This is a genomic window from Rhizobium sp. BK602, assembly GCF_014195095.1.
Classification (GTDB): domain Bacteria; phylum Pseudomonadota; class Alphaproteobacteria; order Rhizobiales; family Rhizobiaceae; genus Rhizobium.
Genome location: NZ_JACIBC010000009.1, coordinates 200,933 through 215,048, shown reverse-complemented (window position 1 = coordinate 215,048; position 14,116 = coordinate 200,933). Strand labels below are relative to the sequence as shown.

The following is a 14,116-nucleotide window of genomic DNA, read 5'->3' as shown; positions in this document are numbered from 1 at the left end:
CATGCCGATCGTGCTTGCGGATAATGAGCATCCGACGCATCGCTTTCTCGAGGAAATGATGTCCACCTTTCGTATGAAGTCGCTTGCGGCCAAGCTCATCCTGGTCACCGGGGTGGCGATCACGCTTGTCCTGATCGTGTCCAACGTCTTCCTGATTTCGCAAACCCGCGATCGCGTCGAGCAGCTGACGATGGACGCGGCGAACAGCGAAGCCAAATCCATCTCCAACGAAATCGCCGCCAATGTCGGCGAGCTCGCCAGCGCTGCCCGTTCGATGGCCGCCGTGATCGGCCGCGGCCACGAGGGCCACACCTTCGACCGCAAGGGGATCGTCAATATCCTCAAGGCCAATGTCGAACAGAACGCCTTCGCTTTCGGCAGCTGGTTCTGCGAGCAGCTCGGCGCCCTCGATGGCAAGACGGCGGAACTTGCCGGCAACAAGGATCTGGCGGTCAATGACAAGGGCGCCTTTACGCCCTATTGGTCGAAGACCAGGGACGGCGGCATCCAGTTCTCCACCTTCGACAACGATTATAGTGCCGCATGGTGGAAGCTCGCCGCCGATAGCGGCAAGGGAGCGATCACGCCGCCCTATCTGGCCGAAGGTACCGAAGTTCCGACGACCATGAGCTCGATCGCCTATCCGGTTATGTCGGGCGGCAAGATGATCGGCGTTTCCGGCGTCGACATCTCGCTTGCCTCGCTCTCCACCAAGCTGCAGAGCCTGCACCCCTTCGGTTCCGGCCGGGTGCTGCTGGTGTCGCAGGATAATAAATGGCTGGTGGCGCCGAACAAGGAACTGCTGATGAAGGACTATAGCGGCGGCGGTGCGGATGCCGTCAAGGCCGCGCTGACCTCGTCGACCGCCGGCCTGGTTAAAAACCTCGCCGATGACGGCAAGGAGGCTTTCGACCGTGTCGTCTATCCTTTCGCGGTGCCAGGCGTGAACGCCACCTGGGTGGTGCTCGTCGACGTGCCGCATAGCGCGATCGCCGCACCGGTGCGCGACCAGACCCGCATGATGGTCATCGGCGGTATCCTCGTGCTCGCCGCCGTCATGCTGGCCCTCTACGCCGCCGTCCGCCGCTTCGTGCAGAAGCCGCTCGGCGGGTTGATCGCCAGCGTCAACGGCCTCAGCGCCGGCAATTACGCCGACCCCATCGACGGCCAGGCGCGCGCCGACGAGATCGGCTCGGTCGCCAAGGCGCTCGACGGTTTCCGCTTCGCGCTTGCCGATGCGAAACGGTTGGAAACCGAGGCCGCCGACCAGCGCCGCGCCGCCGAAGGCGAGCGCCATCGCTCGGAGACGGAGCGCGGTGAGACGGTGGCCCTGCAACGGCGGATCGTCACGATCCTTGGCCAGAGCCTCTCGGAACTTTCCAGCGGCAATATCGGCCACCGCATCGCGGAGGATTTCCCCGGCGAGTACGCCAGCCTGAAACAGGATTTCAACGCGGCACTCGCAAGCCTCGAAGAGACCGTGCAGACGATGAACCTCAGCGTCGGCAATATCGGCGGCGGCACCAGCGAGATCAGCAACAGCGCTTCCGACCTCGCGCGGCGCACGGAGCAGCAGGCGGCGAGCCTCGAGGAGACCGCAGCCGCGCTCAACCAGTTGACAGCGCAAGTCAATTCCAGCGCCGAGAACGCCCGCACGGCGGCCAGCAGCGTCAGCGCCGCCTCCGAGGATGCCGAACGCTCCGGCGAGATCGTGCAGAAGGCGATCGCCTCCATGCACGGCATCGAGCAATCCTCGCAGGAGGTTTCACGCATCATCGGCGTCATCGACGAGATCGCCTTCCAGACCAACCTGCTGGCGCTGAATGCCGGCGTCGAGGCCGCCCGCGCCGGGGAAGCCGGCAAGGGTTTCGCCGTCGTTGCCCAGGAAGTGCGCGAACTGGCGCAACGCTCGGCTGGCGCCGCCAAGGAGATCAAGACCCTGATCAACACCTCGGCCGGACAGGTCAAGGAAGGCGTCGATCTCGTCGGCCGCACCGGCAATGCGCTGCACAAGATCGCCGAGCAGGTGATGGAGATCAACGGCCTCATCCGCCAGATCTCGGCCTCTGCCAGCGAGCAAGCGATCGGGCTGAAGGAAATCAACTCGGCCGTCAACCAGATGGACCAGGTGACGCAGCAGAATGCCGCGATGGTGGAGGAGACCACGGCCGCGAGCGTCGCGCTCAACGACGAGGCACAGACGCTGAAAACCCTCGTCGCCCGCTTCCGCACCGCCGGCGGCGGCGAAAGCCATGCATCGGTGCTGCGCGCCGCCGCCCAGCAGATGCGCACGCCCAGTCCCGCACGCGCCGCTCCCGCCGCGCCGCCCGCCATCCGCAGGCCACAGCCGCAGACCCAGGGTGCCACCGCCCTGGCCCAGAGCGAGTGGGAAGAGTTCTGAGCCGACTAAGATAGATGCACAAAGGCCGCCGGATCGCTCCGGCGGCCTTTGTCGTTTGTGCTGCGATGCGAGCGTCAGATGCGGGCGAAGCGCTCGGTCAGCAGCGCGAAGAAACCATCGGCGTCGACATGACGCATGACCTTGGCGTTGCGCTTGCGGTCGGTGACGTGCCACCAGTCGACGACGGTCATGCCGACGGTGAGGTCCGAGGTGATCTCGATCTCGACATTGCACTCGCGGCCCTGGAAGAGGTCCGGCTTCAGCAGATAGGCAACGACCGTGGGGTCGTGCAACGGGCCGCCGTCGGAGCCGTATTTTTCGATATCGAAACGTTCGAAGAATTCCAGCATCTCGACCATGGCCGTGGCGGGCGCGGTGCCGATGGCTGCGATGCGCGCGACGCGATCCTTGCGGGTCAGGAGCTGATGGGTGACATCGAGCGGCATCATGACGATCGGTACGCCCGAGCGGAAGACGACATCGGCGGCTTCCGGATCGACATAGATGTTGAATTCCGCGGCCGGCGTGATGTTGCCGCCTTCGAAGAAACCGCCGCCCATCATCACCAGCTCGCGGACGCGGCCGACGATGTCGGGCGCCTTCTGGAAGGCGAGTGCAATATTGGTCAGCGGGCCGAGCGTGCAGAGCGTAACGGTGCCTTCCGGCTCGCCGCGCAGCGTCTCGATGATGAAATCGACCGCATGGCCCGGCTGCAGCGCCATGGTCGGCTCGGGAAGCTCCGGGCCGTCGAGGCCGGTCTTGCCGTGTACATGTTCGGCGGTGACCAGCTTGCGCTTGATCGGCGCATCCGCGCCGGCAAAGACCTTCACGTCGCGGCGATCGCAAAGTTCGCAGACGATCCTGGCGTTGCGGCTCGTCAGTGACAGCGGCACGTTGCCGGCAACCGTCGTGATGCCGAGCACGTCGAGCTCCTCGCGGCTTCCGAAGGCGAGCAATATCGCTGCCGCGTCGTCCTGGCCGGGATCGGTGTCGATGATGATTTTCCTGGGCTCGGTCATGTCTTGGCTATCCTCCGGTGCAGCGCGGGCAAGCCTTGATGCGAGCCTACCGAAGCTTTGTCAAGCAGCCACATGGGCGCCGTATCGGACCATGTTCGCGGGAAGCGATCGTTTTCGCAGATGCGAAGCCACGGCTTCTTGCACTCCCCCGGGCAGGACCCCATATTAACCGCAACCGGGTGCTGAAAAATCAGGTCCGGAAAGGTCGCTTGCTACCAAGGACTTGAAAACGATGAGCCGGACGACTCCCTTTGCCAGCCCTCTGCTTCTGGGCTTCGATACCATGGAAAAGACGCTGGAGCGGATTTCCAAGGCCAGCGATGGCTATCCCCCCTACAATATCGAACGCATGCGCCCCGATCGCATTTCCGGCGAGCCCGAACGCCTGCGCATCACGCTTGCGGTCGCGGGCTTCTCCGAAGATGAGCTTGATATCACCACGGAAGAAAACCAGCTTCTGATCCGTGGCCGTCAGGTGGATCAGGAAGAGCGCGACTATCTCTATCGCGGCATCGCCGCCCGCCAGTTCCAACGCGTCTTCGTGCTCGCGGACGGCATGCAGGTCCTGGGCGCCGCCCTGAAGAACGGGCTGCTGTCCGTCGACCTCATTCGCCCGGAGCCGGCGCGTATGGTAAAGAAAATTAACATTTCGGTCTCACAGTAGGACAACGGCTTAACGCCGTTGGTTCCTCATACTGGAGGTACGAACATGCTTTTGAGAGAAGCAACCGCCCGCCTGACCCAATCCGAACTTGCCCATCTCGGCAGCGGCGAAGTCGCCTATATCCGGAAAATGCGTTCCGAAGAGGTGTCCCGCTGTTTCCCGGAAGCGCCCTCCGATATCGATCCGGATGTCGACCTGTGGGCTCTCTTCGGCGCCGACGGCACGCCGATCCTTCTGACCGACAACCGGTCCAGCACCTTCTACAAGGCGGCCGAGGATGAGCTGAAGACCGTCAGCCTGCACTAAACCCGGCAAAGCGGCGGGGCAATCGCCGCCGCTTTCATGGCGATGAAATGCGCAGCCCGACCGGGACTGCACCGGGGCCGATGATATCGAGCCCAACCGCAATTGCGAGCCCGGAGCCATTCCGGTTCGAATGCCCGGAATTGCAATCTCAGCGATCCGGAAAAGACCGCTCAAACCTTCCTGAAGGTCAGATAGGCGGACGACCGCCCTTCGCGCCGGGCCTTGGCCTCGTAGCGCGTGCTCGGCCAGCCCTCATAGGGCGTCAGCCAGTCGGCGGCATTCTGCGCCGTCCAGTCGAAGCCGCCATGGGCTTGGCAATGCTGCAGCGTCCAGTTGACATAGGTATCGATGTCGGAGGCGAAGCAGAAGAGCGCGCCGGGCTTCAGGACGCGATGGAACCGGGTGAGATTCACCTGCGAGACGAAGCGGCGTTTCCAGTGCTTCTTCTTCGGCCAGGGGTCGGGATAGAGCAGATCGATCTGGTCGAGGCAGGCATCCGGTAGCCAGTCGAGCAATTGCGTCGCGTCGTCGTTATAGACGCGAATGTTGCGTGCTCCGGTCTCGTCGACACGGGCCAGCAGCTTCTGCATGGAATTGACGAAGGGCTCGACGCCGATGAAACCGGTCGCCGGCCGTTCGAGCGCCCGGTGGATCAGGTGCTCGCCGCCGCCAAAGCCGATTTCCAGGCGCAAACGCTCGGTCTGCACTGGAAACAGGTCATTCAGCGGCTGAGGCGCCGACGCGGAAAGATCGACAATATATCGCGGCAGCAGCGTTTCCAGCTTTTCGGCCTGCTGGCCGCGCAAGGCTTTACCCTTGCGCCGGCCGAAAAACGCTTCCGTCGCCCGCGACCGGCGCTCCGTATCGATCATGCAGCTTCCCGGGTCTTCACGGCTTCCTTGAGCGCCTTGACGAGATCCGTGCGCTCCCAGGAGAACGAGCCGTCGCGGCCTGCCTTGCGGCCGAAATGGCCATAGGCGGAGGTCTTGGCGTAGATCGGCTTGTTCAGGTCGAGATGACGGCGGATGCCGGTCGGCGACAGGTCCATGTTCTTGCGGATCGCCGCTTCGACCTGGTCCTCGGTGACGCCGTCACCCGTACCGTGCAGGTCGACATAGATCGACAGCGGCTGGGCAACGCCGATGGCGTAGGAAAGCTGGATCGTGCAGCGGCTGGCAAGACCGGCGGCAACGACGTTCTTGGCGAGGTAGCGCGCGGCATAGGCGGCGGAACGGTCGACCTTGGTCGTGTCCTTGCCGGAGAATGCGCCGCCGCCATGCGGGGCTGCGCCACCGTAGGTGTCGACGATGATCTTGCGGCCGGTCAGGCCGGCGTCGCCGTCCGGGCCGCCGATGACGAACTTGCCCGTGGGGTTGATGTACCACTTGCAATCGGCGGCGATCTTCAGATCGCCGAGTGCTTCTACGATGTAGGGCTCGACGACGGAACGAACCTTCTTCGAATCCCAGCTATCATCGAGATGCTGGGTGGACAGCACGATCGAGGTCACTTCCGACGGCTTGCCGTCGACATAGCGCACGGTCACCTGGCTCTTGGCATCCGGGCCGAGCTTGGCGACTTCGCCGTCGCCCTTCTTGCGGGCGGCTGCGAGCAGCTGCAGGATCTTGTGGGAGTAATAGATCGGCGCCGGCATGAGGTCCGGCGTTTCCGTGCAGGCATAGCCGAACATGATGCCCTGGTCGCCGGCACCCTCGTCACCCTGCTGGTCGGCGGCGCTGTCGACGCCCTGGGCGATGTCGGCGGACTGCGAATGCAGGAGCACGTCGATGCGCGCCTTCTTCCAGTGGAAGCCATCCTGCTCGTAGCCGATGTCCTTGATGGCACGACGCGCCGCGGCCTTGAACTTCGAGGGATTGATGACGTCGTTGCCGTCCTTGTCCTTCTTCATCAGGCTCGGCGGCAGACGAACTTCGCCGGCGATGACGACACGGTTGGTGGTGGCAAGGGTCTCGCAGGCAATGCGCACGCCCCAGGGATTGACACCCGTCTTTGCAGCTTCACGGTAAACCAGATCGACGATTTCATCGGAGATACGGTCACAGACTTTATCCGGGTGACCTTCGGCAACAGACTCGCTGGTAAAGAGATAGTTAGCGCGCATGCGGGATTCCCCTCAAAGAACAAACTCCGATCTAAATATTCGCCTCGGGGCCGAAAAACAAGCCACACAAGGACATAAATATATCTTTATATCCCCGTGACCGTAATAAAATTTTGCTCGCAATATGCAAAAGGCGGCCAAAGATGACCGCCTTTTGTCTTTGCCGTTACGGCATGATGTCGAAACGACTGGAGCGGTTCAGTGTTCCCCAGAATCGTTGAACCGCTCCAGCCTATTGTTTTGACGGAAAACCGCTGCGCACTTTTCCTGGAATTGCTTTATTCCGCGTCGGCTTCAGCCGCGAGCGCCTTGACGAGTTCGACCACCTTGCGGCGGACCTTGCCGTCGGAGATCTTCACGAAGGCGCGGTTCAGCTGCAAGCCTTCCGACGACGACAGGAAATCCACGACATAGTTGGAGCTGGAGGCTTCGGCCAAGCCACCGGCGCTTGCCGCCTGCTCGCCCGGCGCATCCTCGAAAAAGAAGGAAACCGGAACGTTGAGAATGCTGGAAATATTCTGAAGACGGCTGGCGCCAACGCGGTTGGTGCCCTTTTCATATTTCTGAATCTGCTGAAAGGTAATTCCAAGACTTTCGCCGAGCTTTTCCTGGCTCATGCCCAGCATGGTACGGCGGAGGCGGATGCGGCTACCGACATGAATGTCGATCGGGTTTGGCTTCTTCTTATTTTCAATCATCATAATACCCTAACATAGGTTGAATTCAGGTCCCTGTACCCAGTGCCTTTAACCACCCCTATTAACGCCACGTTGCAGCCGTCGCCCATCCGGCTTCTTGTTTACGTGCAAAACGGCGAACGGCCACCACTATGCAATTTTAGGGTTTTTTGGTCAATTCGCCCTTGAAATAAAACCCAGACGTGAAATTGCAGCAATGAGGCCGACGGCTCCCATAATCAACCAGAAATAGGTTTTTCGAAGGCCGTCGTCGATGCGCGACACGGTTGCACTACCCAAGGTAGCATCAACAAATCCTTGCTCATTAAAGTCGATTCCGGAAATCAAACGTCCGTGAGCATCGACATAGGCCGAAACACCGGTATTGGCGCTTCGAATGAGCGGCAATCCCTGCTCGACAGCGCGCACGCGCGCCTGCAGAAAATGCTGGTACGGGCCTGGCGTATCCCCGAACCAGGCGTCGTTGGTCACGTTCAAAATCGCATCCGCCTGTCGGATTTCCGGCGTCATCTCGTTCGGAAAGATGATCTCGTAGCAGATCAGCGGATAGAGCTTGATGCCATCGGGCAGCGTCAGCAGCTGCCGGCTGGCGGCAGCCGAGAAGCCGCCCGGCAGCTCAATGACGTTCTCGATGCCGAGATAGCCGAGGATGTTTTCGAAGGGCACATATTCGCCGAAAGGCACAAGATGGGTCTTGTCGGAGGCGCCGATGATCTGCCCGCGCCCGTCGATGACATACACGGAATTGTAGTAACGCGGCGGCAAACCGGGTCCCATTTCCTCGACGCGGACCGCGCCGGTGATCAGAATCTGATCGTCGTCGAGCTGCTCGGCGATGCGAACCAACGCGTCCCGGTTGTCGGTCAAAATAAAGGGGATAGCGGTTTCCGGCCATACGATGATGTCCGGCCGCCTGCCTCCGTTCGCCGGCGGCTGCACCGAAAGGGACAGGTGCTTGTCGAAAATGGCCGCGCGATCGGCATCCGTGTCCATCTTGGCTTCCTGGTCGATCGCCGGCTGGACGATGCGCACGACGGGCGCCGGTTTTCCGACCGCTGGCGGCGGCTCCGGCGCATGCAGCGCATAATAGCCGTAGCCGACATGCGCCGCGGCCAGCAGCACGGCCAGCCCGATCCCCGGCACCCGGCCCTGACGCGTGCCGAGCAGCGCCGGAGCCGCGAAGACGAAAACGGCAAGGACGGTGACGCCCAGCATGCCAATCACATGGGCCGATTGCATCATCAGCGGCATGGGCATGGCGCCGTAGCCGATGGCATTCCACGGAAAGCCGGTGAAGAGAAAGCTGCGCAGCCATTCCAGCAGACCGAAGGAAAAGGCGAGGCCCGCGATACGCCCCATGCCGTCGGACCAAAGCAGGCGGGCAAGCACCGCCGCCACGCCATAGAAGATCGCAAGAAAGGCGGGCAGGCCGAGAATGGCCAGCGGCAAGGCCCAGGCGAATTGATCGGCATCGATCAGCAGCGCGTGGCCGAGCCACCAGAGGCCGGCGACGAAATAGCCGAAGCCGAACAGCCAACCGGTGGAAAAAGCCGGCCAGAGGCGGCCGAGCAAACCGCTGTCGGGACCAGCAGCAGCGCCATCCAGCAGCCAGACCAGCAGCGTGAAGGAGATGAACATCGCCGCGAAAAAGCCGAAGGGCGGCAAGGCGAGAACGCCGACCGCCCCGGCAAAAACGGTAAGCACTGCGCGTTTGAAACCCCAGACGAGGATTACCCTGCCCGAAAGCCGTTCCATGCGCGCGCTCCGTCAAAACTGCGAATCAATTGGCCGCAGTCTTTCAAAAAAGCAGCGATTTGTCGCGCTGAAGCACCACTTATTGGTTGGCGGCGTTACGTTCGGCCGGCTGCTCGTCGGCAAAGGCCTCCGGCGAGGGCAGGTCGCGCTCGCTTCCGCCGCCCTCCCCTTCGGCCTTGGCCGGCCGGCGGCGTACCGCGTGGCGCTTGCGGGTGATGCGCACGCGCTTGATGCGGCGCGGATCGGCATCGAGAATGTGGAATTCGAAACCCGGAAGAGCCTGGACGACTTCGCCGCGCACCGGAATGCGGCCAAGCGCCGAGAAGATCAGCCCACCCAGCGTATCGACGTCGTCCACCTGTTCGGTGATATCGAAATCGGGGCCGATCGCGGCGGCGATCTCCTCCAGCTCGACACGAGCATCGGCAACAAAGACATCCTCGGTGACGCGCTTGAACATGACCTCGTCGTCATCGTGCTCGTCATCGATATCGCCGACGACCATCTCGACGATGTCCTCATGCGAGGCAAGACCGTCGGTGCCGCCATATTCGTCGATGACCAGCGCCATCTGCGTGCGATTGACCTGCATGCGGCGCAGAAGATCGGAGGCCAGCATGGAGGGCGGCACGAACAGGATCTTGCGGATGATGCCGGCCTCGACGAGCGTCTTCTGCAGATCGACGCGCGAAAGATCGAAATTCGGCTTGGCCGAGCGCGGCGGCTTTTCAGAGGGGTTCGCCGAAGCTGCCGCAGCGGCCGCCGCCTTGCCATTGCCGGCGCGGCGCTTGTTGCGCGCCTGCTTGGCGACATAGGAGAGCAGGTCGCGGATATGCACCATGCCACGCGGATCATCCAGCGTTTCGGCATAGACCGGCATGCGCGAACGGCCGCTTTCCTCGAAAAGGATCATCAGCTCGCCGATGGTGATGGTCTGGTCGACCGCCTCGATATCGGCGCGCGGCACCATCACGTCCTCGACACGCACCTCGCGGAAGCGGAGGATATTGTGCAGCATCGCCCGCTCGTCGGGCGAGAAGGCATCATCCGTCGCATTGGTCATCAACGCGTCGGCGAGATCCTCGCGCAGCCGCGTCGATGCCTGCGCCGGACGCAGGAGGCGCGCAGCACGCGCCCAGAAGGAGGATTGCGATCGCTTGCCGCTACTACTGCCCGCCTCGTCGGAGGACGAGGCATCGGCTGCATCTTTGGCCTCAGGGGCCGGTCTTGTCGTAAAGTCGCTCATTGTTCCTGATCAGGCAGGGTTCAAATCAAATGGGGTCCTGCCCCGCATAGGGATCAGATAGGCCAAGACCTGCCAAAATGCGAGTCTCCAGCCCCTCCATTCTTTCGGCTTCGCTATTATTCATATGGTCGTAGCCGAAGAGATGCAAGAAACCATGCACCATCAAATGCGTCAGATGGTCGTTGAAACTCTTCTCCAGCTCCGCCGCCTCGCGCTCCACCGTCTCCCTGGCGATGATGATATCGCCAAGCATCGGACCCGGCTTGCCGCCGGGCACCAGCGGAAAGGCGGGGAAGGAGAGCACATTGGTCGCCTTGTCCTGCTCGCGCCATTCGGCATTGATCTCGCGGATGGAAGCATCGTCGGTAAAGACCAGCGACACTTCCGGCGCCATCTGCGGGAAAGGCTGCTTCTCCTGTGTTTTCAGATGGATCGCCGCCGCGCCGAGCACGCGCTCGGCGAGCGCCTGCAATGTCTCCTCGGAGGGCCAGTCGCCCTCCTCGACGCTGATTTGTATATCGAGATCGGCCATCAGATCTGCGGATCGGCCTCACCGCCCTCGGCCGGGACGGCATAGGTGGAATCATAGGCCCTGACGATGCGCGCCACCAGCGGATGACGGACGACATCCGTATCCTTGAAACGGACGATGGTGATGCCCTCGACGCCATTGAGCAATTGCAGGGCTTCCACCAGACCGGACTTGACGCCGCGCGGCAGGTCGACCTGGCTCGGGTCGCCGGTGATGATCATCCGCGAATTCTCGCCGAGGCGCGTCAGGAACATCTTCATCTGCATCGAGGTGGTGTTCTGCGCCTCGTCGAGGATGACGGCGGCATTGGCGAGCGTGCGGCCGCGCATAAAGGCGAGCGGTGCGATTTCGATGACGCCGGCGGTGATGGCGCGCTCGACCTTGTCGCCCGGCATCATGTCGTAGAGCGCGTCATAGAGCGGACGCAAATAGGGATCGACCTTTTCCTTCATGTCGCCAGGCAGGAAGCCGAGGCGCTCGCCGGCTTCGACGGCCGGGCGCGACAGGATGATCTTTTCCACCGCGCCGCGCTCCAGAAGCTGGGCGGCATGGGCGACGGCGAGATAGGTCTTGCCGGTGCCGGCCGGGCCGACGCCGAAGACCATCTCGGAACGTTCCAGCGCCCGCATATAGGCGTCCTGCGTCGGCGTGCGCGCAATGATCGTCTTCTTGCGCGTCGAAATCTGCGCCATCGTCAGCTTGGCTTTTTTCTCCATGGTCGGCAACGTCAACTGATCATCGGCGGCAACCGCCATGCGAATTGCCCCTTCCACGTCGGAACGTTCCACGCTACCGCCCTTTTGCAGCTTGTCATAGAGGTAATCGAGCGTGCGGCGAGCCTGATTGGTCGCCAGCACATCGCCGGTGATGACGACGGAATTGCCGCGCGCGCGGGCATCGATGCCAAGGCGCTCCTCGAGCAGCTTCAAATTCTGATCGAACTGCCCGAAAAGTTCACTGGCGAACCGATTATTCTCGAACGTCAGGATGAAGTGATTGGCGTCGCTCGCGGTGCGTGGCTGGCGCGATGAAGAAGAAACCAATTCCTGTCCATTCAAGCGGTGTGGCTCCTTGTGCCCGTCCGGAACCTAGAGCAATTCAGCAAAAAGGCTGTTGGTGCTGGTCCCGGTGATTCGTACATTGATAATGTCACCGATTTGCGATGCTTTTGCATCAACATTCACAGATTGCAGCCAGGGAGAGCGTCCAATCAACTGGCCTGGCATGCGGCCCGGCTTTTCCAGAAGGATATCCACTGTTTTGCCCACGCAAGCCTCGGCAAACGCGTGCTGCTGCTTCAACAGCAGTGCCTGCAACCGCTCCAGCCGCTCGGTCTTGACCTCTTCGGGCACCTGATCCTTCAACTCCGCACCGGGCGTTCCCGGGCGCGTGGAATATTTGAACGAGAAGGCCTGCGCGTAATTCACCGCCTCGATGAGCTTGAGTGTATCTTCAAAATCCTGGTCTGTCTCCCCCGGGAAGCCGACGATGAAATCGCCGGAAAGGGCGATATCCGGTCGCGCCGCGCGGATTTTCTCGATCAGGGCGATATATTCGGCGGCCGTGTGCCGGCGGTTCATCGCTTTCAGGATGCGGTCGGAGCCGGCCTGAACCGGCAGGTGCAGATAGGGCATCAGCGTGCGCAGGTCGCGATGCGCGCCGATCAGCCGCTCGTCCATGTCGCGCGGATGGCTGGTCGTATAGCGCAGCCGGGCGAGGCCCGGAATTTCCGCCAGCCGGTAGAGCAGGTCGCCCAGGCTCCAGGCCTTGCCGTCGGGACCGGTGCCGTGCCAGGCATTGACGTTCTGGCCAAGCAGCGTGATTTCGCGCACGCCGCCATCCACCAGTTTTTCCGCCTCTTCGACGATCTGCGCGACCGGGCGGGAGACTTCGGAGCCGCGCGTATAGGGCACAACGCAGAAGGTGCAGAACTTGTCGCAGCCCTCCTGCACCGTCAGGAAGGCGGTGACGCCGCGGGCGCGGATCTTCGGCTTTTCGGCGATCGGCAGGTGCTCGAATTTATCCTCGATCGCATATTCGGTATCGACGACGCGCTGGCCTTCCTTGGCGCGACGCAGCGCGTCGGGCAGGCGGTGATAGGTCTGCGGGCCGATGACGACGTCGACCGCCGGCGCTCGGCGCAGGATCTCCTCGCCTTCCGCCTGGGCGACGCAGCCGGTGACGCCGATCATCATCTCGCGACCGTCGGCGGCCTTGCGCTTCTTCATTTCACGCAGGCGCCCGAGCGCGGAATAGACCTTTTCAGCGGCCTTTTCGCGGATGTGACAGGTGTTCAACAGGACGAGGTCGGCCTCCTCCATGTCCTCGGTCGGCTCGTAGCCGTCGCGGGACAGAGCATCGCTCATCCGCGTGGAATCATACACGTTCATCTGACAGCCGTAGGTCTTGATGAAGACCTTGCGGCTGTTGGAGCCGTCGCGGGAGCCGAGCTGGAATGCATCGGTTGCCGGGGCGTCGAGGGTCAGGCTGTCCTTGGTCATGGCCGCTATGTAGTGGCTTTTGCTTGCGGAGAAAATCAAAAAGTTGGAATCACCTGGAAATCAAGCGATCTCGCGGCCGAGCAGCCGGCTCGCCAGCATGGCGCGGATGCGCCGGGCGATGGTGGCGCTGACCTGCTTGCGGTTGGTGTCGGCACGATAATCCACGGCTTCGCCGAAACAGACATCGACATCGATGGCGCCGCAGGCAAGGATGCCCTTCAGATGCGGCACCAGCTCGATATCGCCCGGCCAGGAGGCGATCGGGCGATAATAGCGGCCCATGGCGACGCCATGGACGCGCGTATAGGCGATCGCCACCGGCTGGACGTGGACGACCGCATCCGGCGTTTTCGGCAGGGCGGCCGCCGCCGCGCCGAACAGCGAGGACTTGACCTCCAGCAGGCGATTGCCGTCGGAGGTCGTGCCTTCGGGAAACAGCACCATGATCTCGCCATCGGCCATGCGCTCGGCGATCTCGTTGACCTGATCGCCGGTCTTGCGCTTCTGCTCACGCTCGATGAAGACGCTCTTCTGCCATTGGGCGAAGAGGCCGAAGACCGGCCAGTCCCGCACCTCCGACTTGGCGATGAAGGCGACATCGGCGACGGAGGACAGTACCAGTATGTCGAGCCAGGAGGCATGGTTTGACGCCAGCATCAACGGCCGCTGTTTTTCCAGACTGCCGACGACATGGACGCGCACGCCGAGCCAGTAGCAGACGATGCGATGCCAGTAGCGCGGCAGGTAGCGCCTGAGCTTCCAGTCGAAGCGCAGGCAAAGGATCTGCAAGGGCAGCATGACGAGACTGACAGTAAAGATGACGATGGCGGCACAGCCGACGCGCAGCCAGGTCACCAAATCATTCGCTCCCG

At 62.3% G+C, this 14,116-nt stretch carries 13 protein-coding genes; 3 read left to right on the top strand and 10 right to left on the bottom strand.

Going from position 1 to position 14,116, the window contains the following annotated elements:
* The first annotated feature begins 58 nt into the window (after positions 1 to 58).
* Positions 59 to 2,401: a methyl-accepting chemotaxis protein gene (locus FHX11_RS25885; protein WP_184363086.1), complete on the top strand. Its 2,343-nt coding sequence runs from the start codon at positions 59 to 61 to the stop codon at positions 2,399 to 2,401.
* A 74-nt stretch (positions 2,402 to 2,475) separates the two neighbouring features.
* Here the strand turns inward: FHX11_RS25885 and FHX11_RS25880 are convergent, their stop codons facing one another.
* Positions 2,476 to 3,420, bottom strand: a complete 945-nt coding sequence (locus FHX11_RS25880) for a nucleoside hydrolase (RefSeq protein WP_184362947.1) — start codon at positions 3,418 to 3,420, stop codon at positions 2,476 to 2,478.
* Between the two features lie 232 nt (positions 3,421 to 3,652).
* On the opposite strand from FHX11_RS25880, the gene FHX11_RS25875 reads away from it, so the two are divergent.
* A complete protein-coding gene (locus FHX11_RS25875) occupies positions 3,653 to 4,084 on the top strand; it encodes an Hsp20 family protein (protein ID WP_184362944.1) in 432 nt (143 codons plus the stop codon).
* Between the two features lie 45 nt (positions 4,085 to 4,129).
* Positions 4,130 to 4,390: a DUF1150 family protein gene (locus FHX11_RS25870; RefSeq protein WP_184362942.1), complete on the top strand. Its 261-nt coding sequence runs from the start codon at positions 4,130 to 4,132 to the stop codon at positions 4,388 to 4,390.
* 170 nt (positions 4,391 to 4,560) lie between these two features.
* Here FHX11_RS25870 and FHX11_RS25865 read toward each other — a convergent pair whose 3' ends face one another.
* The 9 genes from FHX11_RS25865 to FHX11_RS25825 all read right to left on the bottom strand — a co-directional run bounded on the left by FHX11_RS25865 (position 4,561) and on the right by FHX11_RS25825 (position 14,102).
* Positions 4,561 to 5,262, bottom strand: a complete 702-nt coding sequence (locus FHX11_RS25865) for a tRNA (guanosine(46)-N(7))-methyltransferase TrmB (RefSeq protein ID WP_184362939.1) — start codon at positions 5,260 to 5,262, stop codon at positions 4,561 to 4,563.
* Complete coding sequence (gene metK, locus FHX11_RS25860) at positions 5,259 to 6,512, bottom strand: methionine adenosyltransferase (protein ID WP_184362936.1); 1,254 nt, start codon at positions 6,510 to 6,512, stop codon at positions 5,259 to 5,261. Before metK ends, FHX11_RS25865 begins: the two co-directional genes overlap by 4 nt.
* A 278-nt stretch (positions 6,513 to 6,790) precedes the next feature.
* Positions 6,791 to 7,210, bottom strand: coding sequence for a helix-turn-helix domain-containing protein (locus FHX11_RS25855; protein ID WP_184363083.1), 420 nt, complete (start codon positions 7,208 to 7,210; stop codon positions 6,791 to 6,793).
* A 153-nt stretch (positions 7,211 to 7,363) separates the two neighbouring features.
* On the bottom strand, positions 7,364 to 8,965 hold the full coding sequence (lnt, locus tag FHX11_RS25850; RefSeq protein WP_184362933.1) for an apolipoprotein N-acyltransferase: 1,602 nt from the start codon (positions 8,963 to 8,965) through the stop codon (positions 7,364 to 7,366).
* Positions 8,966 to 9,044: 79 nt separating this feature from the next.
* On the bottom strand, positions 9,045 to 10,211 hold the full coding sequence (locus FHX11_RS25845; protein WP_184362930.1) for a hemolysin family protein: 1,167 nt from the start codon (positions 10,209 to 10,211) through the stop codon (positions 9,045 to 9,047).
* 25 nt (positions 10,212 to 10,236) lie between these two features.
* Positions 10,237 to 10,743 (bottom strand): rRNA maturation RNase YbeY, encoded by a 507-nt coding sequence (gene ybeY, locus FHX11_RS25840; RefSeq protein ID WP_184362925.1) that lies wholly within the window; start codon positions 10,741 to 10,743, stop codon positions 10,237 to 10,239.
* Positions 10,743 to 11,801 (bottom strand): PhoH family protein, encoded by a 1,059-nt coding sequence (locus FHX11_RS25835; protein WP_184362922.1) that lies wholly within the window; start codon positions 11,799 to 11,801, stop codon positions 10,743 to 10,745. Before FHX11_RS25835 ends, ybeY begins: the two co-directional genes overlap by 1 nt.
* Before the next feature lie 30 nt (positions 11,802 to 11,831).
* On the bottom strand, positions 11,832 to 13,244 hold the full coding sequence (gene miaB, locus FHX11_RS25830) for a tRNA (N6-isopentenyl adenosine(37)-C2)-methylthiotransferase MiaB (RefSeq protein WP_184362919.1): 1,413 nt from the start codon (positions 13,242 to 13,244) through the stop codon (positions 11,832 to 11,834).
* A 60-nt stretch (positions 13,245 to 13,304) separates the two neighbouring features.
* Positions 13,305 to 14,102, bottom strand: a complete 798-nt coding sequence (locus tag FHX11_RS25825; protein WP_184362915.1) for a lysophospholipid acyltransferase family protein — start codon at positions 14,100 to 14,102, stop codon at positions 13,305 to 13,307.
* Positions 14,103 to 14,116: the final 14 nt, after the last annotated feature.

Bases quoted from the DNA above. Each gene is read 5' to 3' on its own strand.
- ybeY (WP_184362925.1), bottom strand. From the start codon at position 10,743: ATGGCCGATCTCGATATACAAATCAGCGTCGAGGAGGGCGACTGGCCC.
- FHX11_RS25880 (WP_184362947.1), bottom strand. From the start codon at position 3,420: ATGACCGAGCCCAGGAAAATCATCATCGACACCGATCCCGGCCAGGAC.
- FHX11_RS25865 (WP_184362939.1), bottom strand. From the start codon at position 5,262: ATGATCGATACGGAGCGCCGGTCGCGGGCGACGGAAGCGTTTTTCGGC.
- miaB (WP_184362919.1), bottom strand. From the start codon at position 13,244: ATGACCAAGGACAGCCTGACCCTCGACGCCCCGGCAACCGATGCATTC.
- FHX11_RS25885 (WP_184363086.1), top strand. From the start codon at position 59: ATGTCCACCTTTCGTATGAAGTCGCTTGCGGCCAAGCTCATCCTGGTC.
- metK (WP_184362936.1), bottom strand. From the start codon at position 6,512: ATGCGCGCTAACTATCTCTTTACCAGCGAGTCTGTTGCCGAAGGTCAC.
- FHX11_RS25855 (WP_184363083.1), bottom strand. From the start codon at position 7,210: ATGATTGAAAATAAGAAGAAGCCAAACCCGATCGACATTCATGTCGGT.
- FHX11_RS25875 (WP_184362944.1), top strand. From the start codon at position 3,653: ATGAGCCGGACGACTCCCTTTGCCAGCCCTCTGCTTCTGGGCTTCGAT.
- FHX11_RS25870 (WP_184362942.1), top strand. From the start codon at position 4,130: ATGCTTTTGAGAGAAGCAACCGCCCGCCTGACCCAATCCGAACTTGCC.
- lnt (WP_184362933.1), bottom strand. From the start codon at position 8,965: ATGGAACGGCTTTCGGGCAGGGTAATCCTCGTCTGGGGTTTCAAACGC.
- FHX11_RS25845 (WP_184362930.1), bottom strand. From the start codon at position 10,211: ATGAGCGACTTTACGACAAGACCGGCCCCTGAGGCCAAAGATGCAGCC.